The organism is Agrococcus sp. KRD186, assembly GCF_017168255.1.
Classification (GTDB): Bacteria; Actinomycetota; Actinomycetes; order Actinomycetales; family Microbacteriaceae; genus Agrococcus.
Genome location: NZ_JABFAP010000001.1, coordinates 1,065,692 through 1,087,999, shown reverse-complemented (window position 1 = coordinate 1,087,999; position 22,308 = coordinate 1,065,692). Strand labels below are relative to the sequence as shown.

Genomic DNA, 22,308 nt, shown 5'->3' with positions numbered 1-22,308 from the left:
GTTACATCAGCGCGGGCGCCCCGGCCGCACTCGGCGGGGATCGATGCCCTTCGGGATGGGCAGGCTCGACTGGCCGAGCGACGTGAGGCGGTTGGAGACGGCCATCACCTCGGCACGGGCGAGCGTCCGCTTGAGGCGCCGCATGGTCTTGGTGAGCTTGCGCAGCTCGAGGGGCGAGTCGGGCCCGATCTCGATCACGTGGATCGGCACGTTCGGCACGATGCGCTTCACCTTGCGCTGCTCCTCGCTGAGGATGCGCGCGACGCGCTGCTGGGGGCCCTCGGCGATCAGCACGACGCCGGGCTTGCCGACCGCGCGGTAGACCGCGTCCTGCGTCTTGGGGTTGACCCCGACCGGCATCTCGCTCGTGGTCCAGTTGCCGCGCAGGCCGCTCTTGAGCACGGAGCCGACCGCGCCCGGGCGGCCCTCGATCTGCGCGAACGCGATCTTCTCCGCGCGCCACGTGAGCGTCATCATCATCAGCATCAGGCCGATGAGCACGCCCGAGACGATCCACAGGATCAGGAAGAGCACGTCCTGGCGGAAGACGATCGCCAGCACCGTGACGACGATGATGGGGCCGAAGAAGGCCAGCAGCATCAGCGGCAGCGCCAGCTTGTCGTGCTCTCGGGTCATCTTGAAGATGGACCACATCGTCTTGAGCCTGCCGGGCTCCTTCTCGGTGTCGCGTGCCATGCCATCAGGATACCGGGGCGATCGCGCTCCGCTCTCCACAGTCCTGCCGATCGCGCCGACGGCACTGCGGCTCGCGCTGGCATGGTCGCGTCCGTGGACGAGCATGCAGTGACGATCGCGGCCCACCCGCTGGTGCGGGCGCTGCGCAGGGACGCCGAGCGCGAGGTCTGGGTGGCGGCGGATGCGTCGGGTGCGGGCGTCGAGGTGCATCGCAGCCTCGCGGGTGGCGAGGCATCGCTCGCCCGCGAGGCGGAGGCGCTGCTGACGCTCGACCACCCCCATCTGGTGCCGATCCTCGACGTCGCGGTCGATGCGGGCACGGTGCTGGTGCGGCCGCTGCTGCAGCGGAACCTGGCCGACTGGCTGGTGCAGCGGCAGTCGCCGTCACCGGGCGAGGCGGTGACGGCGCTCGCGCCCATCGCCGCCGCCCTCGGCGCGCTGCATGCCCTCAGCGCGAGCGCCGGCGGGTGCAGCGCGGGCGACATCCGGCTCGACCCCGACGGCGCTCCGCTGCTGATGGCCGAGGGCGCACGCATCGAGACCGAGCGGGCGACGGATGCCTGGCGCGAGTCGAGCGAGGGCGTGGCGGCCGATGTCGCCGGCTGGCGGCAGCTCGCCCTTGCCGTGCTCGAGGCGGCCGGTGCGGCGCTGCCGGATTCGGTCGAGGCAGCCCTCGAGCAGCGGCAGCTGGCCTCGGCGGGCGATGCGCTGCTGGCGGCCTGGCCGGCGCTGCCGCTCGAGCTCGATGCAGCGGCGCCGCCGCTGGCGGACGTACGGGTGCGGATGCGTCGCCGCGACCGGGCGGTCGGCGTCGACGCCGTCTGGGCGCGGCTCGCGCTGCTGGCGGAGCGGCTCGCCGAGCGCGGCGGACCGCTGGCGCAGCGCGCGCTGGCCGCGCTCTCGGTCGTGCGGCCGAGGTTCTGGGCGGTCGCCGGCGGTGGAGCTGCCGCCCTGACCGTCATGGCAGTGCTGCTGTCGCAGGCGGGCGCCGCTGATGCCGGTGCGTTGGACGCCGGTGGCGCACGCACCGACGCTGTGCCGGCTGCTGCACCCGCGAGCGATGCGACCACTGACGCCGCACCCACGAGCACTGCGCCCACGAGCGCTGCGCCCACGACGATGGCGCCGACGGCCCCCGCACCCGCGGATCCAGGGCCGGCCGGTACCGCGACGCCGACCGCGGAGGGTGACCCGGTGGCGAGCGCCGCCGCGCTGCTGGCCGAGCGTGAGGCCTGCCTCGACGCGGGCGATGCGGCCTGCCTCGTCGCGCTGCACGACCCCGGCAGCCCGCAGCTGACAGCAGCGGACCCATGGCGGATGCCAGACGACGGCACGGTGGAGCTCGTGCAGCGGCTGGGCGACGCGTGGCTGCTGCGCGTGGTGTCCGAACGCGAACCGGCCTCGGTGCTCGTGATGAGCACCGAGGCCGGCTGGACGCTGCGAGACGCCTGGTCGGACTAGACCTCGAACTGTCCCGACTCGAGCCGGGCCTTGACCTGGCCGAGGTACCGGGCCGCGTCGGCGCCGTCGATGATGCGGTGGTCGTAGGACAGGGCCAGGAACACCATCGAGCGGATGGCGATCGAGTCCTGACCGTCGACCTGCACCACGACCGGGCGCTTCACGACCGTGCCGACGCCGAGGATGGCGCGCTGCGGCTGGAAGACGACGGGCGTGTCGAAGAGCGCGCCGCGCGAACCGGTGTTGGTCAGCGTGAACGTGCCGCCGGCCAGCTCGTCGGGCTTGAGCTGGTTGTTGCGCGTGCGCTGCGCGAGGTCGGCGATCGAGGCGGTGAGCTCCTTGATGCTCTTCGCGCTGGCGTCGCGGATGACCGGCGTCAGCAGACCGCGCTCGGTGTCGACCGCCATCGCGAGGTTCTCGGTCTCGGGGTAGGTGATCGTCTCGCCGTCGTCCGTGGCGTTGATGAGCGGGTGCGACTTGAGCGCCTGCACAGCAGCCTGCGTGAAGAACGGCAGGAAGGTCAGCTTGTTGCCCGTCTCCTGCTGGAACGAGGCCTTGCTCGCCTCGCGCAGCTGCGCGACCTTCGTCACGTCGACCTCGACGACCGTCGTCAGCTGGGCGAGCGTCTGCATCGACTCGACCGCGCGCTTGGCGACGACCTTGCGCAGGCGAGACATCGGCGCGGTGGTGCCGCGGAGCTCCGAGACCTCGACCTCAGCCGGGGCGGCGCTCGGCGCAGCGCTGCCGCCAGCGGCGGCCGGTGCGGCCTCGGCGGCCGAGAGCACGTCCTCCTTGCGGATGCGTCCGCCGACACCCGTGCCGGTCAGGCTGCCGAGGTCGACGCCGCGCTCGTTCGCGAGCTTGCGCACGATCGGCGTGACGTAGGCCGACGCCGAGCCCGCGGCGGGGGCCGCCGGAGCAGCAGGTGCTGCGGGCGCCGCCGGGGGAGCGGAAGCGGTCGATTCGGCTGCCTTGGGAGCCTCGGCCGCGGGCGCTGCCGCCTTCGGCTCTGCTGCCTTGGGTGCCTCGGCCTTGGGCTCCTCCGCCTTGGGAGCTGCTCCTGCCGGCTCCGGGTCCTTCGCCGGCGCGGGCTGCTCGGTCGAGGGCGCGGCGGGCGCCGGCTGCTCGGCCGGAGCGGCATCCTGTGCCTCGGCGGAGCCCTCGGACTCGGCAGGGGCCTCGTCGGTGTCGAACTTCTCTGCAGCTGGCGCAGCCTCGGCGGCGGGCGCACCGCCGACACGGGCGATGACGGCGCCGACCTCGACGGTGTCGTCCTCCTGCGCGAGGATCTCCGACAGCGTGCCGGCGATCGGCGAGGGGACCTCGGTGTCGACCTTGTCGGTGGAGATCTCGACGATGGGCTCGTCGACCGCGATCTCGTCGCCCACGGCCTTGAGCCAGCGCGTGATGGTGCCCTCGGTGACGCTCTCGCCGAGCTCTGGCAGCTTGATGTCCTGCGCGTCGCCGCCGCCGGCGGCGGGTGCGACCTCGGCCTGCGGTGCAGCCTGCTCGGCCCGCGGCGCAGCCTCCTCGTCCTGCTCCTTCGACGGCGAGTCCTGCGCCTCGGCGGCCGACTCCTCGTCGGCCTCCTGGTCGGGCTCGCTGTCGGTGCCCTCGGTCGCCGTCTCGGAGGCCGACTCGTCCTCGGCCGGCTCGGCAGTCGCGGGAGCCTCCTCGGCGGCAGCGTCCTCCTGAGCGGGCGCGTCGTCGGCAGCCGGTGCGTCGCCGGCATCGCCCACGCGGGCGATCACGGCGCCGACCTCGACCGTGTCGTCCTCGCCGACGAGCAGCTCGGTGATGGTGCCGGCGATCGGCGAGGGCACCTCGGTGTCGACCTTGTCGGTGGAGATCTCGACGATGGGCTCGTCGACCGCGATCTCGTCGCCCACGGCCTTCAGCCAGCGGGTGATCGTGCCCTCGGTGACGCTCTCGCCGAGCTCTGGGAGCTTGATGTCAGTCATGAGTTGTCTCCTGTGGCGGTGATCAGATGGCGTGCAGGGGGGTGCCGGCGAGCTTCAGCATGGTCTCGCCGAGCGACTCGGCCTGGGTCGGGTGTGCGTGGACGAGCTGCGACACGTCCTCCGGGTAGGCCTCCCAGTTGACGATCAGCTGCGCCTCGCCGATGAGCTCGCCCATGCGCGCGCCGATCATGTGGACGCCCACGACGGGGCCGTCCTTGACCCGCACGGCCTTGACGGAGCCCGAGGTGCCGACGATCTCGCTCTTGGCGTTGCCGCCCAGCGAGTACTCGTAGCTCTCGATCTTGTCCTCGCCGAACTTCTCCTTGGCCTTGGCCTCGCTGTAGCCGACCGAGGCGACCTCGGGGTCGCAGTAGGTGATCTTCGGGATGTTGACGTCCTCGACCATGCGCGGGCTGAGGCCGCCGATCTCCTCGGCGACGAAGATGCCGTGCTGGTAGCCGCGGTGCGCGAGCTGCAGACCGGGGGTGATGTCGCCGACGGCGTAGACGCCCTTGACGCTGGTCTCGAGGCGGTCGTTGACGGTGACGAAGCCGCGGTCCATCTCGATGCCGACCTCTTCGTAGCCGAGGTTGGCGGTCACCGGCCCGCGGCCGACTGCCACCAGCAGCAGGTCGGCGTCGATGGTCTCGCCCGTCTCGAGCGAGACGTGCACGCCAGAGTCGTCCTGGGTGACGCCCGAGAAGCGGGCGCCGAGCTGCAACTGGATGCCGCGCTTCTTGAACGCGCGCTCAAGCTGCTTGGAGATCGACTCCTCCTCGTTCGGCACGAGGTGGGGCAGGCCCTCGACGATGGTGACCTCTGCGCCGAAGGAGCGCCAGACGCTCGCGAACTCGACGCCGATGACACCGCCGCCGAGCACGGCAACGCGCTTCGGCAGCCAGTCGAGCTGCAGCGCCTGCTCGCTCGTGATGACGTTGCCGGTGATCTCGAGGCCCGGCAGGCTCTTCGAGAAGGACCCGGTGGCGAGCACGATGTTCTTCGCGGTCAGCGTCTGGTCGCCGACCTGCACGGTGGTGGGAGAGGTGAGCTTGCCCTCGCCGGCGATCACAGGGATCTTCTTCGCACTGAGCAGGCCCTGCAGGCCCTTGAACTTCTTGGCGACGATGTTGTCGCGGAACGACGAGACGCCCGCGATGTCGATGCCCTTGAGCTCGGCGTCGATGCCGGAGTGGCTGGAGTCGCGGACGACGTCGGCGACCTCCGCCGAGTGCAGCATGGCCTTCGTCGGCACGCAGCCGCGGTGCAGGCAGGTGCCGCCGAGCTTGTCCTTCTCGACGATGGCGACGGTCTTGCCGAGCTGCACGGCGCGCAGCGCCACGGCGTAGCCCGCGCTGCCTCCACCCAGGACGACGATGTCAAAGCTCTGATCGGACACGCACTTGCTCCTTATGAGTCTTCGTTCCCGCGCCGGTGGGCGCGGCGGTGCACGGCAGTTCCTGCCGGTCCCAGCCTAGTCGGATGGGCTGAGCGGAAACCGGTCACTCCGCTGATCGGGACATCTTCGACAGCGTGCGCAGCAGCCCGCGCACCGCGACACCGGTCGAGCCCGGGGGGGTGAACCCGAACGGCGAGCCCGTGTTGGTCGAGGGGCCGGCGATGTCGATGTGGGCCCACGGGATGGGCGAGCCGTCCCGCTCGCCGACGAACTCGTTCAGGAACGCGGCGGCCAGCAGCATGCCGCCCGCACGGTTGCCGACCTTCGCATTCATGAGATCCGCGACGTCGGAGTCGAGCATCCCGATCATCTCCTCCGGGATGGGCATCGGCCACAGCTGCTCGCCGACCTCGCGCGACGCGCGCAGCACGGCCTCGACGAAGGCCTCGTCGTTGCCCATCACGCCGCTGACTCGGTTGCCGAGCGCGACCATCTGCGCACCCGTGAGCGTGGCGACGTCGATGATCGCGTCGGGCTGCGCCTCGCTGGCGAGCACGAGCCCGTCGGCCATCACCAGACGGCCCTCCGCATCCGTGTTCGTCACCTCGACCGTCTTGCCGCCCCGCATCGTGATGACGTCGTCGGGGCGCGTCGAGGTCGAGGAGACCAGGTTCTCGGCCAGGCACAGGTGCGCGGTGATGCGGATGGGCAGCTGCAGCGCAGCGGCGGCGACGGTGACGGCGTAGACGGTCGCGGCACCGGTCATGTCGTACTTCATGTGCTGCATCGATGCGGCCGGCTTCAGCGAGAGGCCGCCCGAGTCGAACGTGATGCCCTTGCCGACCAGCACGACGTGGCGGGTGGCGTTCTCGGGCGTGTGCTCGACCGTCACCAGGCGCGGCGGTCGGCTCGAGCCCTGCCCGACGCCGACGATGCCGCCGAAGCCCTCGCGGCGCAGCCGCTCCTCGTCGCGCACGACCACGCTGAGCCCGGTCGTGGCGGTCTCGGCGACGACCCGGTCGGCGAAGTCGACGGGGCTGAGCAGGTTGGGCGGGGTGTTGGACAGGTCGCGCGTGGTCCAGACCGCCTGCGCCGCGATGCCCGCGCTCTGCACGATGTAGGGGGAGACCTCTGCGTCTCCCGCCACCACCGCGATCTCGCACACGACCCGGTCGCCCTCGGCGCGCCGGCGGTGCTCGTAGCGGTAGGCGCCGAGGGCAGCGCCCTCGAGCACCGCCTGCACCTCGGTTCCGGTCGTCACCGGCAGCGAGATAGCGAGCGAGGGCACGTCGCGAAGCGAGCGCACCGCAGCGCCCGCCACCTCCCGCAGCCGGTCGGCGGTGACCGTGTCGCCGAGGCCGACGAACGCGATCTTCCTGCCGTCGACGACGGCGCGGGTGACCTGCTCGCGCTTGCCGGTGATGCCGAGCGCGGTCAGCAGCTCGGCGTCGAAGCCGGGGGCTGAGGGCGTCTCGCCGGCGAGCACGCCGTGCACGATCAGCTCTGCGGTCGCGTCGTCGGGGCTGGCGATGATGGAGAGTGCGGGGATGGGCATAGGTCACGAGGATACCGGCGCCCGGCGGCTCAGTAGGCTGGGTGGGTGTTCGATCCCCACGAGCTGACGCTTGCCCTAGAGGACCTCGAGTCCGTGCCGCGAGGCCTCGATCTTGTGATCGCGATCCACGGCTTCGTGGACGCGGGTGCCGCCGCAGAGGCGGCCGCGGCGGCGATCCTGGACACGCTGCCGTTCCGCGGCATCGTCGAGTTCGACACCGACCTGCTGATCGATCACCGATCCCGCCGCCCGCGCATCCTCTTCAACGAGGACCGCATCGACGAGTACCTGCCGCACACCCTCACGCTGCTGCAGGTCGAGGACGACGCGGGCAAGCCCTTCCTGCTGCTCACGGGACCCGAGCCCGACTGGATGTGGGAGCGGTTCACGGATGCGCTGCTCGAGCTGCACGAGCAGCTGGGCGTGGCGAGCACCACGATCATCACGTCCATCGGCATGCCGGTGCCGCACACGCGCCCGCTCGTCTCGACCGTCTCCGGCAACCGCTCCGAGCTGATCGAGCAGTACTCGGCCTGGCGGCCGGTGTCGTCCGTGCCGGCATCCGTCATCCACCGCATCGAGCACCGGCTGCACGACCTCGCCCCCGTCACCACCTTCACGGTGCTGGTGCCGCACTACGTCGGAGAGTCCGGCTCGGCCGGGCCGGCGCTCGCCGCGCTCGAGGGCGTCACGAGCGCCACCTCCCTGGCGTTCCGCACCGAGGAGCTGCGGCAGGCCGATCGCGAGTTCCAGCAGCTCGTCGCGCAGCAGATGGAGACGAACGAGGAGCTGCGGCGGATCGTGCGCACGCTCGAGGCCCGGTACGACGCCTTCATGGCGCAGTCGTCCGTGCGCTCGCCGCTCACCGATGAGGATGGCACGCTGCCCAGCGCGGATGAGATCGCCGACGAGCTCGAGCGCTACCTGCGGCAGCAGCGCCGGCCGGGCTCGGATCCGATCGGATGAACAGCGCCCGCTCCTGGCTGGTCTGGGGCGCTGGCGCTCTCGCCTACATCATCGCCATCCTGCACCGCTCCTCGCTCGGGGTCGCCGGGCCCGATGCCGCCGCGCGCTTCGAGGTGCAGGCGACGCTGCTGGCGACGCTCGGGGCCGTGCAGATCGGCGTCTACGCCGCCATGCAGGTGCCGGTCGGCGTGCTGCTCGACCGATACGGCCCGCGGGTGCTCATCGCCTCGGGCGCGATCATCATGGCCGGCGGGCAGGTGCTCGTCGCCCTCGCCGAGGAGCTGCCGCTCGCGGTGGCCGGCCGCATCCTGATCGGCATCGGCGATGCGGCGACGTTCATCTCGGTGATCCGGCTGCAGTCGGGCTGGTTCCGCGGCCCGATCGTGGCGCAGATGTCGCAGTGGACCGCCGTCGGCGGGCAGTTCGGTCAACTGGCCTCCGCGGTGCCGTTCGCGTGGTTCCTGCAGCAGGCCGGCTGGACGCTCTCGTTCGGCACCCTCGCCATCCTCGGCGTCGGCGCCTTCGTGCTCGTGCTGCTGCTGGTGTTCGACGCGCCGCCCGGGGGTGCTCCGGCGACCGGCTCGATCGACGTGCCGGAGGGCTGGTGGCCGCGCCTGAAGGCCGCCTTCCGACAGCCGGGCACGCGCCTGGGGTTCTGGACGCACTTCTCGCTGCTGGCATCCACCAACGTGTTCATGCTGCTGTGGGGCTTCCCGATGCTCGTCGACGGGCTCGGCTACACGACCACCGCGGCCGCCGGCCTGATGTCGGTCGTGGTGATCACCGGCATGATCGTCGGCCCCGTCGTCGGCATCGCGACCGCCAGGTTCCCGCTCCGCCGCTCCACGCTGGTGCTGTGCATCGTGGCGCTGGTGATGGCGACGTGGAGCGTGGTGCTGCTGTGGCCGGGCCATCCTCCGGGGTGGCTGGTGCTGACGCTGGTGATCGTGCTCGGCATCGCCGGCCCCGGCTCGACGGTGGGATTCGACTTCGCGCGCACCTTCAACCCGCTGCGCATCCTCGGCTCTGCCAACGGCATCGTCAACATCGGCGGGTTCCTCGCCTCATTCGCGATCATGCCCGCCATCGGCATCCTGCTCGACATCGTCCACTCCGTCCGGGTCTCGAACGGCGAGCAGGTCGGCCTCTACGACTGGGAGGGCTTCCGCATCGCGCTCTCCTCGCAGCTCGTGCTGCTCGTGCTCGGCTTCGTCATGGTGGTGCGGATGCGTCGCATCACCCGGTCGAAGATGCGCGAGGAGGGACTCGAGGTCGGCCCGATCTGGACCGCCGTCGCCCACTGGCTGCGCGATCGGAGGCGCTGAGGCAGAGGACTGCGCCGCCTGGGAATGCCTATGCCATACGCGGCGCTATACTGTCAAGACCGACCCAGTCGAATCTCGTGCCAGCCGCGGGACTTGACTTGGGTCATTCGACTGCCCTCAGTCCGACCGCACTGGGTCGGGGCGCCCGAGACCGACCGGAGGACGCATGCCAGCCAAGGCAACCACCACGACGCCAGAAGAGAAGGCACCTGCCAAGAAGGCGCCGGTGAAGCAGGCGGCTGCGACGAAGCCTGCCGCTGAGAAGACGACTGCGGCTGCTGCGAAGACCACTGCCGCGAAGGCACCGGCAAAGACGGCCGCTGCCAAGACGACCGCCGCCAAGGCGCCCGCGAAGACGACCGCCGCCAAGGCACCGGCCGCGAAGACGGCCGCGAAGACGACAGCTACCAAGACGACCGCTGCGAAGACGACCGCTACCAAGACGACAGCCGCCAAGACGACCGCTGCGAAGACGACCGCCGCGAAGGCGCCGGCAGCGAAGACGACCGCCGCCAAGAAGACCGCCGCTGCGAAGGCAGCGCCGGCGGGCACCAGCGCGGCCGCGAAGGCTGCGGCCGAGGCCGCCAAGGCGCCGGCGGCGAAGAAGGCCGCTGCGAAGCGCCCGACCACGCGCCGCAAGGCCGCCGCGGCGGAGGAGCCCGAGACCGTCGAGCCCACCGGCGAGGCAGAGCCCGAGGAGGACGAGGAGAAGGTCCACGTCGAGAAGCTCCCGACGGGTGCGCTGCGCCTCTCGGGGGACGACGACGAGCCGGCTCCGACGCAGATCACCGGTGCCACGGCCGACCCGGTCAAGGACTACCTCAAGCAGATCGGCAAGGTCGCGCTGCTGAACGCCGAGCAGGAGGTCGACCTCGCCATGCGCATCGAGGCGGGCCTGTTCGCCGAGGAGAAGCTCTCGGTCGAGGGCGACGAGCTCGAGTGGCAGCTCAAGCGCGACCTCACCCGCATCGCCCGCGATGGGCAGCGCGCCAAGAGCCACCTGCTGGGCGCCAACCTGCGCCTGGTGGTGTCGCTCGCGAAGCGCTACACCGGTCGCGGCATGCAGTTCCTGGATCTCATCCAGGAGGGCAACCTGGGCCTCATCCGTGCGGTGGAGAAGTTCGACTACACCAAGGGCTTCAAGTTCTCGACCTACGCCACCTGGTGGATCCGCCAGGCCATCACGCGCGCCATGGCCGACCAGGCCCGCACCATCCGCATCCCCGTGCACATGGTCGAGGTCATCAACAAGCTCGCCCGCGTGCAGCGGCAGATGCTGCAGGATCTCGGACGCGAGCCGAGCCCCGAGGAGCTCGCGCGCGAGCTCGACATGACCCCCGAGAAGGTCATCGAGGTGCAAAAGTACGGCCGCGAGCCCATCTCGCTGCACACCCCGCTCGGTGAGGACGGCGACAGCGAGTTCGGCGACCTCATCGAGGACACCGAGGCGGTCGTGCCCGCCGACGCGGTGGGCTTCACGATGCTGCAGCGTCAGCTCGAGTCGCTGCTCGACTCGCTCTCCGAGCGCGAGGCGGGCGTGATCCGCATGCGTTTCGGTCTCGGCGACGGCATGCCGAAGACCCTCGACCAGATCGGCGACACGTTCGGCGTCACGCGCGAGCGCATCCGCCAGATCGAGTCGAAGACGATGGCCAAGCTGCGCCACCCCTCGCGCTCGCAGCAGCTGCGCGACTACCTGGAGTGATCCGTCACGGATCGTCACGAGGCCGCCCGGGGACACTCGGGCGGCCTCGCTCGTTCTAGGATGGGTCAATACCCCCAAGAAGGAGCGCTCATGCCTCGTCCCCGCACGATCCTGTCCCGGCTCGCCCCCGTCGCGGCCATCGCCGCCGCCTCCGTCGCCCTCGCCGGCTGCGCCAGCGGCCAGCCAGCCTCGAGCGCTGAGCCCGCCGCGAGCGGTGAGTCGTCGACCGGCCTGACGATCGATCAGGTGCAGGAGGCCGGCGTCCTCGTCGTGGGCACCGAGGGCACGTACTCGCCGTTCTCGTTCCGCGAGGGCGGCACGGGCGAGCTGACCGGCTACGACGTCGACATCATCACCGCCGTCGCGGAGGAGTTCGGCGTCGAGGTGGAGTTCGTCGAGACGCCCTGGGACGCGATCTTCGCGGCGCTCGACGCCGGCCGCGTCGACGTCATCGCCAACCAGGTCTCGATCACCCCCGAGCGCCTCGAGCGCTACCTGTTCAGCGAGCCGTACACGTACTCGCCCGGCGTGCTGATCGTCGCCGAGGGCAGCGACATCGAGTCGTTCGAGGACCTCACGGGTCGCACGAGCGCGCAGTCGCTGACGAGCAACTGGGCCGAGATCGCGACCGAGGCGGGCGCCGACGTCGAGGAGGTCGAGGGCTTCGCCCAGGCGGCCGAGCTGCTGCGGCAGGGCCGCGTCGACGCGACGATCAACGACCGCCTCACCTACCTCGACTACGTGCAGTCGCAGGGCGGCGAGACCGGCCTCGTCGACGTCGCCGAGACCGAGGAGACGAGCGAGAACGCGCTCGCGTTCCGTGCCGGCAGCGAGTCGCTCGTGACCGCGGTCGACGAGGCGCTCGCCGCGCTCGCCGCCGACGGCACCCTCACCGAGATCTCCCAGCGGTACTTCGGCGAGGACGTCTCGCAGCCGTGACGGGCGGCACGTCGAGGCCGCGTAGGCTCGCGCCGTGAACTGGCAGCTGATCCTCGACTCGGTCGGGCCGATCGCGCTCGGCGCACTGACGGGCACCATCCCGCTCACCCTCGCGTCGTTCGCGCTCGGTCTGCTGATCGCGATCGGGATGGCGCTCATGCGCATCTCGGGCAGCGCGGTGCTCTCCGGCATCGCCCGCGTCTACATCTCGATCATCCGCGGCACACCCATGCTCGTGCAGCTGTTCGTGATCTTCTACGGCATGCCGCAGATCGGCATCATCCTCGACCCCTGGCCGAGCGCCATCATCGCGCTCTCGCTCAATGTGGGCGGCTACGCGGCCGAGATCATCCGGGCTGCCATCCTCTCCATCCCGAAGGGGCAGTGGGAGGCAGGCGCGATGATCGGCATGTCGCGCGGGCAGACGCTCGTGCGCATCGTGCTGCCGCAGGCCGCGCGCGTGTCGGTGCCGCCGCTGTCGAACACGTTCATCTCGCTCGTGAAGGACACCTCGCTCACCTCCGTCATCCTGGTGACCGAGCTGTTCCGCATCGCGCAGCGCATCGCCGCGCCGAGCGGCGAGTTCCTCACCGTCTACCTCGTGGCGGCCGCCGTCTACTGGGTCATCTGCTTCGTGCTTGCGCTCGGGCAGGACAGCATCGAGAGGAGGCTCGACCGCTATGCCGTCTGAGATCGCACCCCCGCCATCCGACCTTGGCTCCGGGCTGCTGCTGCGCGCCCGTGGCCTGCACAAGTCCTTCGGGGACAACCATGTGCTGCGCGGCGTCGATCTCGACATCGCGCCCGGCTCCGTGCACGCGCTCATCGGCCCCTCGGGCTCCGGCAAGACCACCGTGCTGCGCTCGCTCAACGGCCTCGAGTCGCCGGAGGCCGGCACGCTCGAGATCGGCGAGCTCGCGATCGACTTCTCGAGCTCGCGCACGCGCGCCGAGCGCGCGGCGCTGCACCGCGCATCCGCCATGGTCTTCCAGCAGCACCAGCTCTTCCCGCACCTGAGCGTGCTCGGCAACGTCACCATCGGTCCGCTGCGCGTGCAGCGCCGTTCCCGCGACGAGGTGATGACGGATGCGCTGGCGCTGCTCGAGCGCGTCGGCCTGCGGGAGAAGGCGGATGCGTTCCCCTCGTCGCTCTCCGGCGGCCAGCAGCAGCGGGTCGGCATCGTGCGAGCGCTCGCGCTCGCGCCCAGCATGCTGCTGTTCGACGAGCCCACCTCGTCGCTCGACCCGGAGCTGGTCGGCGAGGTGCTCGCAGTCATGACCGAGCTCGCGCAGGAGGGCTGGACGATGGCGGTCGTCACCCACGAGCTGGGCTTCGCGCGCGAGGTCGCCGACCAGGTCTCGTTCTTCGACGAGGGCGTGGTGGTCGAGCGCGGCGCGCCGGAGCGGGTCTTCGGCGACCCGCAGAAGGAGCGCACGAAGCGCTTCCTGCAGCGACTCCGGGGCCCCTTCGGGCACTGAGTCCGCGAGCTCGGCGACGGGGCTGGGCGCGAGCGCTCGCGCGGGTGGCCGGGCGACGAAGAAGCGGCCCGCCCCTCGAGGGGCGGGCCGCTTGCCGGTCGTGCTCGGGTCAGCGCTCGTTGAGCTTCTCCGACTCGTCGTGCCACACCTTCGCGAGCGGCTGGAGGGCTTCACGGTGCTTCGCGGCGTGGTGGGCGCAGAAGAGCAGCGTGCCGCTCTCCATGGTCGCGCGGATGTACGCCTGGGCGCCGCAGCTGTCGCAGCGGTCGAGCCCGTTCAGCGGCGCGCTCGCGTCGTCGACCTCGAGCGTCGTGGTCTGGGTGTCGTTCACGGTGCCCTCCTTGCTTCGTCCTAGGCACCATCGTCGCATGCCCACCCGGCAGTTCGCCGCCAATTCGCGGGCGGTTCGCCAGCGGCGCAACCCTGCAGCGCGCCGCGTGGCCTGCGCCGGCGCGGGTCTCGGCGGCCATAGGCTGGCAGGCGCGCTCGCAGCGACACGGTGCTTCCCGCCCGTGCATCCCGGGCGCGTCACGGCCATCGGGCGTGACCGGCAAGACAGGATGGGGGATCGGTTGGCAAGCGCGGCATCCGACTACTCGGCACGGCACCTGACCGTCCTCGAGGGCCTCGAGGCGGTGCGCAAGCGGCCCGGCATGTACATCGGCTCGACCGACTCGCGCGGGCTCATGCACTGCCTGTGGGAGATCATCGACAACTCGGTCGACGAGGCGCTCGGCGGCTTCGGCACCGAGATCTCGGTGGTGCTGCACGCCGACGGCTCCGTCGAGGTCGCCGACCGCGCCCGCGGCCTGCCCATCGACGTCGAGCCCCGCACGGGCCTGACCGGCGTCGAGGTGATCTTCACTAAGCTGCACGCCGGCGGCAAGTTCGGCGGCGGCGCATACAAGTCCTCCGGCGGTCTGCACGGCGTCGGCGCCTCCGTCGTCAACGCGCTCTCGGCGCGCCTCGACGTCGAGGTCGACCGCGACGGCGCGACCTGGGCGATGTCGTTCCACCGCGGTGAGCCCGGCGAGTTCCTCGACCAGGGGGAGCCCTCGCCCGAGGCGACCTTCGTGCCGTTCACGGATGCGTCCAGGCTGCGCAAGGTGGGCAAGGTCAAGAAGGGCGTCACCGGCACCCGCGTGCGCTATTGGGCCGATCCGCAGGTGTTCACCAAGGGCGCGGACTTCCTCGCCGACGAGCTCGCCCGCCGTGCCCGGCAGACGGCCTTCCTGGTGCCGGGGCTCGGCATCCAGATCATCGACGAGCGCGGTGACGAGCGCCTCGTGCACGACTTCCGGTACGACGGCGGCATCACCGAGTTCGCCGAGTACCTGGCGCCCGATCCGGCGCTGACGGCGACCTGGCGGCTGACGGGCGAGGGCGACTTCCAGGAGACCATCCCCGTCCTCGACGAGGAGACCGGCCACATGGTCACCCGCGAGGTCGACCGCACGTGCGAGGTCGACATCGCGCTGCGCTGGGGCACCGGCTACGACACGCACGTGCAGACCTTCGTCAACATCATCGCCACGCCGAAGGGCGGCTCCCACCTGGCCGGCTTCGAGCAGTCGCTGCTGAAGCTGATCCGCGACCAGGTGGCCGCGAACGCGCGCAAGCTGAAGGCCGGCAACGACAAGGTCGAGAAGGATGACGCCCTCGCGGGCCTCACCGCCGTCGTCACCGTGCGCCTGCCGGAGCCGCAGTTCGAGGGCCAGACGAAGGAGGTGCTCGGCACGCCCGCCGTGCGCCAGATCGTCGCCCAGGTCGTGCAGCGCGAGCTGGGCGCCATCCTGAAGTCGTCCAAGCGGGACGAGAAGGCGCAGGCCGGGCAGCTGCTCGAGAAGGTCGTGAGCGAGATGAAGGCGCGCCTGTCGGCGCGCTCGCTCAAGGAGACCGCGCGACGCAAGAGCGCGCTCGAGTCGTCGTCGCTGCCGGTGAAGCTCGTCGACTGCCGCTCGAGCGACGTCGCGCAGACCGAGCTGTTCATCGTCGAGGGCGACAGCGCGCTCGGCACCGCCAAGCCCGCGCGCGACAGCGAGTTCCAGGCGATCCTGCCCATCCGCGGCAAGATCCTGAACGTGCAGAAGGCCTCGGTCGGCGACATGCTCGGCAACGCCGAGTGCGCGGCGATCATCCAGTCGATCGGCGCCGGCTCCGGCCGCTCGTTCGACCTCTCCGCCGCGCGCTACGGCAAGGTGATCATGCTCTCCGACGCCGATGTCGACGGCGCACACATCCGCACCCTGCTGCTCACGCTCATCCATCGCTACATGCGTCCCCTGATCGAGGAGGGGCGCGTGTTCGCGGCCGTGCCGCCGCTGCACCGCGTGCTCGTCAAGCACCGCGGCAAGCCCGACGAGGCGGTGTACACCTACTCCGATGCCGAGCTGCACCGCGTGCTGGCGAAGTTGAAGAAGGCCGGCAAGTCGTGGCACGAGCCGCCGCAGCGCTACAAGGGCTTGGGCGAGATGGATGCCGATCAGCTGGCGGAGACGACCATGGATCGCTCGCGGCGCACGCTGCGGCGCGTGACGATCAGCGATGCCGAGAAGGCGACCGAGATCTTCGAGCTGCTGATGGGCAACGAGGTCGCCCCGCGCCGCGAGCTCATCGTCTCCAACCAGGTCGACCGCGAGCGCATCGACGCCTGAGCGCCGCGCGGCGTCAGGCGCCGAGCTGCGAGCCCACCGCGCCGATCGTGCCGTCGATCGCGACCCCGGAGCCGGCGCGCGCCGCGCCGCCGGGCGGCAGCTGGCGCTGCGAGCCATCGGCGCCGACCGCCATCGGCGAGGGACCGACCCACGCCAGCGAGAGCCCGAGCTCGCCCTTCAGCAGCCGGTGCGCCTGCACGCCGCCGGTGCCGCGGCCCTTGGGCGGGAACTCCGCGAGGTCGGAGACCTTGACCCGCGGCTCGTCGAGCCCGGCGAGCGTCTCGGCCGCCGCGGTGACGGTGACGACCTGGGCACCCTCGTCGACGACGCCCGCGAACGTCACCGACGCATCCGCCTTGAGTCCGATGCCCTTCATGCCGGCGGCGCCCGCGCCCTGCGGGTTCACCTGCGCGGCGGGGAAGCGCAGCAGCTGCGCGTCGCTCGTGACGAGCACGATCCAGGCGTCGTCCGGGGCGGGCGCGATGCCGACCACCCGGTCGCCGTCCTTGAGCGAGATGATGCTCTCGCGGTCGCGATCGCGCAGCTCGGTGGGCTTGACTCGCTTCACGCTGCCCGTCGCGGTGGCGACGAGCCATGGCACGGCGTCGCCCTGGGCAGGGCTCGTCAGATCGATGAGCGCGACCGGCTCCTCGCCGCGCTCGAAGGCGCCGAGCTCGCGCACCTTGATGCCGGCTGTGAGGCCGACGGATGCGGGAGGCACGCTGGGCAGGTCGGCCGGCGTCAGGCGCAGCACGGCCCCCGACGAGGTGACGATGCCGAAGGCGCCGCGGGTGGTGGTGCCGACGACCGAGCGGATGGCGTCGTGGCGGCTGCGCCGCGAGGGCACGGGGATGGGCTCGTCGCCGTCGACGCGCACGACGCGGCCGGTGGCCGACAGCAGCACGCGCGTGGGCGCATCCGCGATCTCGAGGCTCGCGGCGAGCTTGGCGGCCGAGGCGCGGCCGGTGGTCGGCTGGCCGTTGCCGTTCGTGAGCAGCGTGCGGCGCGGCGTGCCGAAGCGCTCGGCGACCTCGTCGAGCTCGTCGGAGACCACTGTGTGCAGTGCCTCGACCGAGCCGAGGATGCGCTCGAGCTCGGCTATCTGCGCCTTCAGCTCGTCGCGCTCGGCCTCGAGCTCGATGCGGCTGAACTTCGTCAGCCGCCGCAGCCGCAGCTCGAGGATGTACTCGGCTTGCGCCTCCGAGAGGTCGAAGATGCCCTGCAGCCGCCCGCGCGCCTGCTCCGAGTCGTCCGAGGAGCGGATGACCTGGATGACCTCGTCGATGTCGAGGATCGCGATCAGCAGGCCCTCGACCAGGTGCAGCCGGTCGCGCTTCTTCGCCAGCCGGAACTCGCTGCGGCGGCGCACCACCGAGACGCGGTGGTCGATGTAGACCCGCAGCAGCTGCTTCAGCCCGAGCGTCTCCGGCTTGCCCTCGACGAGCGCGACGTTGTTGATCGAGAAGCCGTCCTCGAGCGGCGTGAAGCGGTAGAGCTGCTGCAGCACCGCCTCGGGGTCGAAGCCGGTCTTGATGCCGATCACGAGCCGCAGGCCGTGCTTGCGGTCGGTGAAGTCCTGCACGTCGGAGAGCCCCTGCAGCTTCTTCGACTGCACGCCGTCCTTGATCTTCTCGATCAGGCGCTCCGGGCCCACCTGGTAGGGCAGCTCGGTGACGATGATCTGCGTCTTGCGGCCCTGCCGCTCGATCGAGGTGCGCGCGCGGGTCTTGAACGCGCCGCGGCCCGACTCGTACGCATCCTTGATGCCGTCGAGGCCGACGATGACGCCGCCGCCGGGCAGGTCGGGGCCGGGCACGTGCCGCATGAGGTCGGTGACGGATGCGTCGGGGTGCGCGAGCAGGTGCTTGGCCGCCTGCACGACCTCGACGAGGTTGTGGGGCGCCATGTTCGTCGCCATGCCCACCGCGATGCCGCTCGCGCCGTTGACGAGCAGGTTCGGGTAGGAGGCCGGCAGCACGTCGGGCTGCTGGTACGAGTTGTCGTAGTTGGGCACGAAGTCGACGACGTCCTCGTCGAGGCCCTCCGTGAGCGACAGGCCCGCGGCGGCCAGGCGCGCCTCGGTGTAGCGGGCGGCGGCGGGGCCGTCGTCGAGCGAGCCGAAGTTGCCGTGCCCGTCGATCAGCGGCAGGCGCAGGCTGAACGGCTGCGCGAGGCGCACGAGCGCGTCGTAGATCGCGGTGTCGCCGTGCGGGTGCAGCTTGCCCATCACGTCGCCGACCACGCGCGCGCTCTTCACGTGGCTCTTCTCGGGGCGCAGCCCCATCTCGGACATCTGGAAGAGGATGCGCCGCTGCACGGGCTTGAGGCCGTCGCGGGCGTCCGGCAGGGCGCGTGCGTAGATGACGGAGTACGCGTACTCGAGGAAGGAGTCCTGCATCTCGGCAGCGACGTCGATGTCGTCGATGCGCTCGGCGGATTCGGCGTTCCCGGATGCGGGAGGGGCAGGTGTGGCAGTCATAGGCTGAAGGAATGCTACCGACCAGGGCGCCCGGATCCCGGAGCCTTGCCGACGTTCTGCGCAGCTCGTCGCTCGCCACGCGCGGCGAGCCCAACGCCCTTTCGCTGCCGGCGGTGCAGACCGCCGTCGTGCTGCTGGTCGACGGCCTCGGCGCGGCCCAGCTCGGGCAGCGCGCCGGGCACGCGCGCACCCTCGCGACGGCGCCGGGCGGATCGCTCGACGCGGGCTTCCCCTCCACCACCGCGGTGGCGCTGGCGAGCCTGACGACCGGCGCGCTGGCCGGTGAGCACGGCATCGTCGGCTACGACGCGCTCGTGCCCGGGGTGGGGGTGCGTAACCAGCTGCGCGACTGGGGCGGGCCGATGGATCCGGCCCTCTGGCAGCGCCTGCCGACCCTCTTCGAGCAGCAGCCGTCGATCGTGATCGCGGAGCCGAAGCACGCCGAGAGCGGCTTCACGCACGCGGTGCTGCGCGGTGCTGAGTACCGGGGCGGCCGCTCGATGGCTGACCGCTTCGCGATCGCTGCCGAGGCTGCCCGCGAGCGCGCGCTGGTCTACCTCTACGTGCCGGAGCTCGACCGCATCGGCCACGAGCACGGCTGGCAGAGCGACCGCTGGATCGACGCCCTCGAGCAGCTCGACGGCCACATCCGTGCGCTCGCCGACGCGCTGCCGCACCAGACGGGCCTCATCGTCACCGCAGATCACGGCATGGTCGACGTCGACGCATCCGCTCACCTCATCGTGCCGCAGGGGCTGCTCGATGCCGTTGCGCACGTGGCGGGGGAGCCGCGGTGCCTGCAGCTGCATCTGTCGGCCGAGGCGCAGGCCGAGGGCACGACGGCGGATGCGCTGGCGCACGAGTGGCAGGCATGGCTCGGCGATGCGGCGTGGGTCGCCACCAGGCAGCAGGTGGTCGACGCCGGCTGGCTGGGGCCGCTGCACCCGGAGGTCGCGCCGCGGCTGGGCGACGTGCTCGTCGCTGCGCGCGGCCGGCGCGCGATCTACGTCGACGAGCTCGACAAGGCCCGCGGCATGATCGGTCAGCACGGCTCGCTGACGCCCGACGAGCTGCGCGTGCCGCTGCGCCGCTTCGGCGCCTTCGCGTGAGCGGCAACTCGGCTACTCTGCGGCTGAGGGGCGACGGCGCCCAGGAGGAGGCGTCCATGGTGACGAGGTCGACCCGCGCGACCGTGGCTGCGCTGGTCGGGGGTGCCGCGCTGCTGCTGACGGGGTGCGCCTCGGGGCCCGCGCCGCTCTCCGAGCCCGAGATCACGGCCGTGCTCGCAGCGATCGAGCCCGGTTCAGGGGTTACCGTGGGCGATGCACTGGCGCTGGCGCGCGAGGGCACGATCGGCATGATCGACGCCCGGATCGCGACGGGCGTCGGGCAGGCGCAGGACGTGTTCGAGGGCGCGCCGCCGGCCGGCTACCACGACTGGGCCATCGTCGCGACGTGCAGCTACGGCTCATCCATCCCCTCGATCGAGGTGGCTGCCGTGCCGCCGGCCGATCTGGACGCGGCGATGGCGAGCCGAGGATGGAACCTGCAGTGTGACGGAGGATCGGACGAGCTGCTCCCGTGAGCGTCAGCCGAACCGCACGACCTGCCGGATCGCCTTGCCGTCGGCGAGCGTGTCGAGCGCCTCGTTGAGCTGCTCGAGCGCGATCTCGCTCGTCACGAGCGCCTCCGCCGGCAGCCGCCCCTCGCGCCACAGCTGCTCGTAGCGCGGGATGTCGCGCGAGGGCACGGCCGAACCCAGGTAGGAGCCGATCACCGTGCGCGCCTCGGCGGTGAACGTCAGCGGCGACAGCGACGACCGGGCATCCGGATGCGGCAGGCCGACGGTCACGGTCGTCCCGCCGGGCGCGGTGAGGGCGAAGGCGGTCTCGAACGCCTTCGGGTGGCCGGCGGCCTCGATCACCACGGGTGCCCGCAGTCCCCGATCGAGCGCCTCGTCGGGGGAGAGCGCGAGGTGCGCGCCCAGCTCGCGTGCCGTGTCGAGCTTGGCGGGCACCGCATCCACCCCGATGACCCTGCCGAGCCCCAGTGACGCTGCCGCCAGCAGTGCGGCCATGCCGACGCCGCCGAGACCGACGATCACGATGTCGTCGCCTTCGGCCGGCTTGCCGGCGTTGACGACTGCGCCGCCGCCGGTGAGCATCGCGCAGCCGAGCACGGCCGCGACCTGCGGCGGCACGTCGGCACCGACCGGCACCACCGAGCGGCGATCGAGCACCGCGTGCGTCGCGAAGGCGGAGACGCCCAGATGATGGTGCACGTCCGCTCCCCGGCCCACGTCGCCCACCTCATGCAGGCGCCGCCCGCCGCCGAGCAGCTCGCCCGCGCCGTTCGAGGCACTGCCGCGCTCGCAGGGCAGCCGGCCGTCGGTGGCGCACGCCGCACACTCGCCGCAGCGCGGCAGGAACGTCGTCACGACGCGATCGCCGAGCGCCACGTCGTCGACGCCCTCGCCGAGCGCCTCGACGATGCCGGCGGCCTCGTGGCCCAGCAGCATCGGCACCGGGCGGGGGCGTGCGCCGTCGACCACAGAGAGGTCGCTGTGGCACAGGCCGGCGGCCTCGATGCGGATCAGCAGCTCACCGGGGCCGGGGTCGTCGAGCTCGAGCTCGACCAGCTCGAGCGGCTGCGACTGCGCGAAGGGGCGCTCGGCGCCGATCGCGCGCAGCACGGCGCCGCGGATGCGCATCAGCTGCCGTTCCAGCCCTCGACCGAGCCGTCAGGGCTCGCCTCGCGCACCACGAGCGTGCAGTCCTTGCCGCCGAAGCCGTCGTCGAGCAGTCGCTGCAGCTGGTCGCGGATGAGCGTCGCCGCGGGCACGTGCACGCCGGCCGCCTCGGCACCCGCGACGGCAAGGGTGACGTCCTTGTGGGCGAGCATCGCTGAGAAGGAGGCGTCGAAGTTCTGGTTGGCGGCTGCGCCCGGCACCACGCCCGGCACCGGGTACCAGGTGCGCACCGCCCACGAGTCGCCGGAGGAGACGCGGGCGACGTCGAAGAACGCCTTCGGGTCGAGTCCGAGCTGGTGGGCGAGCTGCGAGCCCTCGGACATCGCGAGGATCGAGACGCCGAGCATCATGTTGTTCACGAGCTTCGCCGCGATGCCGTGCGTGGCCTCGCCGACCGCGAGCACGTTGCCCGCCATGGGCGTGACGATCGCCTTGGCGTCTGCCACGTCGGCGTCGCTGCCGCCGAGCATGAAGGCGAGCGTGCCGGCCTCGGCGCCCTGCGTGCCGCCCGAGACCGGGGAGTCGACGAAGCGGAAGCCGCGCGCGTCGGCCTCGTCGTGGCACCAGCGCGAGGTGTCGAGGTCGACCGTCGAGGTGTCGAGGATGAGCGTGTTCGGGGCGGCGTGGTCGAAGACCCCGTCGGCGTCGGCGAGCACCGAGCGCACGTGCTCGCCCTTGGGGAGGCTCAGGATGACGACCGCCGCGCCGTCCACCGCCTCGCCGATCGAGTCCACCGCCGTGATGCCGTGCTGCGACGCGCCTGCTCGCAGGGCGTCGACGACGTCGTAGCCCTTCACCTCATGGCCGGCGGAGACCAGGTGGGAGGACATGCGGCTGCCCATGTTGCCGAGCCCGATCCAGGCGATTGACGTCATCGTCGATTCCTTCCGAAGGTGTGACTTCCACGCTATCCCGTGAGACGCGGAACGGGCGGCGAACTCGCG

18 protein-coding genes are annotated in these 22,308 nt (G+C 71.5%); 10 read left to right on the top strand and 8 right to left on the bottom strand.

Features of this window, described 5'->3' with window-relative positions; translation table 11 throughout:
- Positions 1-6: 6 nt before the first annotated feature.
- Positions 7-696 carry a DUF4191 domain-containing protein gene (locus J1M46_RS05200; protein WP_206446861.1) on the bottom strand — a complete coding sequence of 230 codons (690 nt, stop codon included), beginning with the start codon at positions 694-696 and terminating at the stop codon, positions 7-9.
- Positions 697-789: 93 nt separating this feature from the next.
- Between J1M46_RS05200 and J1M46_RS05195 the strand changes: the two genes are divergently transcribed.
- Positions 790-2,157, top strand: a complete 1,368-nt coding sequence (locus J1M46_RS05195) for a hypothetical protein (RefSeq protein ID WP_206446860.1) — start codon at positions 790-792, stop codon at positions 2,155-2,157.
- Here the strand turns inward: J1M46_RS05195 and sucB are convergent.
- From sucB to J1M46_RS05180, 3 genes are all read right to left on the bottom strand, one after another.
- Positions 2,154-4,118, bottom strand: a complete 1,965-nt coding sequence (sucB, locus tag J1M46_RS05190; protein WP_206446859.1) for a 2-oxoglutarate dehydrogenase, E2 component, dihydrolipoamide succinyltransferase — start codon at positions 4,116-4,118, stop codon at positions 2,154-2,156. The genes J1M46_RS05195 and sucB overlap by 4 nt on opposite strands.
- Before the next feature lie 22 nt (positions 4,119-4,140).
- Positions 4,141-5,514, bottom strand: coding sequence for a dihydrolipoyl dehydrogenase (lpdA, locus tag J1M46_RS05185; RefSeq protein ID WP_206446858.1), 1,374 nt, complete (start codon positions 5,512-5,514; stop codon positions 4,141-4,143).
- Positions 5,515-5,617: 103 nt separating this feature from the next.
- The gene (locus J1M46_RS05180; RefSeq protein ID WP_206446857.1) at positions 5,618-7,069 is read right to left on the bottom strand and encodes a leucyl aminopeptidase; all 1,452 of its coding nucleotides are present in this window, start codon (positions 7,067-7,069) and stop codon (positions 5,618-5,620) included.
- Between the two features lie 45 nt (positions 7,070-7,114).
- Between J1M46_RS05180 and J1M46_RS05175 the strand changes: the two genes are divergently transcribed.
- The 6 genes from J1M46_RS05175 (at position 7,115) to J1M46_RS05150 (ending at position 13,482) form a co-directional block, all read left to right on the top strand.
- The gene (locus tag J1M46_RS05175; RefSeq protein ID WP_206446856.1) at positions 7,115-8,035 is read left to right on the top strand and encodes a PAC2 family protein; all 921 of its coding nucleotides are present in this window, start codon (positions 7,115-7,117) and stop codon (positions 8,033-8,035) included.
- Positions 8,032-9,360 carry an MFS transporter gene (locus tag J1M46_RS05170; RefSeq protein ID WP_206446855.1) on the top strand — a complete coding sequence of 443 codons (1,329 nt, stop codon included), beginning with the start codon at positions 8,032-8,034 and terminating at the stop codon, positions 9,358-9,360. Before J1M46_RS05175 ends, J1M46_RS05170 begins: the two co-directional genes overlap by 4 nt.
- 166 nt (positions 9,361-9,526) lie before the next feature.
- Positions 9,527-11,065, top strand: a complete 1,539-nt coding sequence (locus tag J1M46_RS05165) for an RNA polymerase sigma factor (RefSeq protein WP_206446854.1) — start codon at positions 9,527-9,529, stop codon at positions 11,063-11,065.
- Between the two features lie 90 nt (positions 11,066-11,155).
- A complete protein-coding gene (locus tag J1M46_RS05160; RefSeq protein ID WP_206446853.1) occupies positions 11,156-12,004 on the top strand; it encodes an amino acid ABC transporter substrate-binding protein in 849 nt (282 codons plus the stop codon).
- Between the two features lie 34 nt (positions 12,005-12,038).
- Positions 12,039-12,695, top strand: coding sequence for an ABC transporter permease subunit (locus tag J1M46_RS05155; protein WP_206446852.1), 657 nt, complete (start codon positions 12,039-12,041; stop codon positions 12,693-12,695).
- Positions 12,685-13,482, top strand: coding sequence for an amino acid ABC transporter ATP-binding protein (locus J1M46_RS05150; RefSeq protein WP_274606909.1), 798 nt, complete (start codon positions 12,685-12,687; stop codon positions 13,480-13,482). Before J1M46_RS05155 ends, J1M46_RS05150 begins: the two co-directional genes overlap by 11 nt.
- A gap of 109 nt (positions 13,483-13,591) precedes the next feature.
- Here the strand turns inward: J1M46_RS05150 and J1M46_RS05145 are convergent, their stop codons facing one another.
- Entirely contained in the window at positions 13,592-13,813 is a 222-nt protein-coding gene (locus tag J1M46_RS05145; RefSeq protein WP_206446851.1) for a DUF7455 domain-containing protein, read from the bottom strand.
- 229 nt (positions 13,814-14,042) lie between these two features.
- On the opposite strand from J1M46_RS05145, the gene J1M46_RS05140 reads away from it, so the two are divergent.
- A complete protein-coding gene (locus J1M46_RS05140; RefSeq protein WP_206446850.1) occupies positions 14,043-16,136 on the top strand; it encodes a DNA topoisomerase IV subunit B in 2,094 nt (697 codons plus the stop codon).
- Between the two features lie 13 nt (positions 16,137-16,149).
- Here J1M46_RS05140 and J1M46_RS05135 read toward each other — a convergent pair whose 3' ends face one another.
- Positions 16,150-18,615 (bottom strand): DNA gyrase/topoisomerase IV subunit A, encoded by a 2,466-nt coding sequence (locus J1M46_RS05135; RefSeq protein WP_206446849.1) that lies wholly within the window; start codon positions 18,613-18,615, stop codon positions 16,150-16,152.
- Between the two features lie 113 nt (positions 18,616-18,728).
- Between J1M46_RS05135 and J1M46_RS05130 the strand changes: the two genes are divergently transcribed.
- A complete protein-coding gene (locus J1M46_RS05130) occupies positions 18,729-19,724 on the top strand; it encodes an alkaline phosphatase family protein (RefSeq protein WP_342384282.1) in 996 nt (331 codons plus the stop codon).
- A 56-nt stretch (positions 19,725-19,780) separates the two neighbouring features.
- The gene (locus J1M46_RS05125; RefSeq protein WP_206446847.1) at positions 19,781-20,200 is read left to right on the top strand and encodes a hypothetical protein; all 420 of its coding nucleotides are present in this window, start codon (positions 19,781-19,783) and stop codon (positions 20,198-20,200) included.
- 3 nt (positions 20,201-20,203) lie between these two features.
- Here the strand turns inward: J1M46_RS05125 and J1M46_RS05120 are convergent, their stop codons facing one another.
- The gene (locus J1M46_RS05120; RefSeq protein WP_206446846.1) at positions 20,204-21,325 is read right to left on the bottom strand and encodes an alcohol dehydrogenase catalytic domain-containing protein; all 1,122 of its coding nucleotides are present in this window, start codon (positions 21,323-21,325) and stop codon (positions 20,204-20,206) included.
- Positions 21,325-22,239: an NAD(P)-dependent oxidoreductase gene (locus tag J1M46_RS05115; protein WP_206446845.1), complete on the bottom strand. Its 915-nt coding sequence runs from the start codon at positions 22,237-22,239 to the stop codon at positions 21,325-21,327. The genes J1M46_RS05120 and J1M46_RS05115 overlap by 1 nt, the downstream gene beginning before the upstream one ends.
- Positions 22,240-22,308: the final 69 nt, after the last annotated feature.

Coding starts and splice junctions, on each gene's coding strand:
- J1M46_RS05180 (WP_206446857.1), bottom strand. CDS start 7,069: ATGCCCATCCCCGCACTCTCCATCATCGCCAGCCCCGACGACGCGACC.
- J1M46_RS05150 (WP_274606909.1), top strand. CDS start 12,685: ATGCCGTCTGAGATCGCACCCCCGCCATCCGACCTTGGCTCCGGGCTG.
- J1M46_RS05120 (WP_206446846.1), bottom strand. CDS start 21,325: ATGCGCATCCGCGGCGCCGTGCTGCGCGCGATCGGCGCCGAGCGCCCC.
- J1M46_RS05115 (WP_206446845.1), bottom strand. CDS start 22,239: ATGACGTCAATCGCCTGGATCGGGCTCGGCAACATGGGCAGCCGCATG.
- J1M46_RS05125 (WP_206446847.1), top strand. CDS start 19,781: ATGGTGACGAGGTCGACCCGCGCGACCGTGGCTGCGCTGGTCGGGGGT.
- J1M46_RS05170 (WP_206446855.1), top strand. CDS start 8,032: ATGAACAGCGCCCGCTCCTGGCTGGTCTGGGGCGCTGGCGCTCTCGCC.
- J1M46_RS05165 (WP_206446854.1), top strand. CDS start 9,527: ATGCCAGCCAAGGCAACCACCACGACGCCAGAAGAGAAGGCACCTGCC.
- J1M46_RS05135 (WP_206446849.1), bottom strand. CDS start 18,615: ATGACTGCCACACCTGCCCCTCCCGCATCCGGGAACGCCGAATCCGCC.
- J1M46_RS05200 (WP_206446861.1), bottom strand. CDS start 696: ATGGCACGCGACACCGAGAAGGAGCCCGGCAGGCTCAAGACGATGTGG.
- sucB (WP_206446859.1), bottom strand. CDS start 4,118: ATGACTGACATCAAGCTCCCAGAGCTCGGCGAGAGCGTCACCGAGGGC.
- J1M46_RS05160 (WP_206446853.1), top strand. CDS start 11,156: ATGCCTCGTCCCCGCACGATCCTGTCCCGGCTCGCCCCCGTCGCGGCC.
- J1M46_RS05140 (WP_206446850.1), top strand. CDS start 14,043: ATGGGGGATCGGTTGGCAAGCGCGGCATCCGACTACTCGGCACGGCAC.